1 protein-coding gene is annotated in these 544 nt (G+C 69.1%); it reads left to right on the top strand.

Annotated elements, in window-relative coordinates:
- Nucleotides 1–507, top strand: a 507-nt coding sequence (locus BEK98_RS47485) for a zinc-binding dehydrogenase (RefSeq protein ID WP_143684302.1), incomplete at its 5' end; no start/stop codon positions are given.
- Between the last annotated feature and the right edge of the window lie 37 nt (nt 508–544).

Below are 544 nucleotides of genomic sequence, written 5' to 3'. Positions count from 1 at the left end.
TTCGTCACCGGCGCCACGGGCGGGGTCGGCGAAGCCGTGGTGCAGGTGGCCCGTATGCTCGGCGCGACCGTCGCAGGCAGCACTGGTGGCGCATCGCTCGAGCGCGCCCGTGACCTCGCTGTCGAGCCGGTCTTCGATTACGCGCACACCGACCTCGGGCAACGCGACGACCTGCGCGGCGCGTTCGACGTCGTCTTCGACACCGCCGGGTCCCTCCCGGTGCGGACCGCGCTGCGCATGCTGAAGAAGAACGGCGTATTCCTGGACATCAACGCCACCCCGGCGAAGTTCCTCCACGCCGCCCTGAACCGGCGCCACAAGATCTTCTTCTGCACGCCGACCACGCAGATCCTCACCGACGCCACCCGCGCGGCCGTCGACGGCCACATCCGGATGTCGATCGGCGAGACCGTTCCCTTGGCCTCCGCCGTCGACCTGATCACCAGCCTGGAGAAGGGCCGCAAGATCTCCGGCAAGGGTCTCATCATCGTGGACGCACGCCCCTGACCGGAGACGTCCACTCGCCGACGCCGACCGCATCCTC

Origin of the sequence: Streptomyces diastatochromogenes, from assembly GCF_002242805.1 — a bacterium.
Classification (GTDB): Bacteria; Actinomycetota; Actinomycetes; order Streptomycetales; family Streptomycetaceae; genus Streptomyces; species Streptomyces diastatochromogenes.
This window is presented reverse-complemented; position numbering and strand designations above follow the sequence as displayed.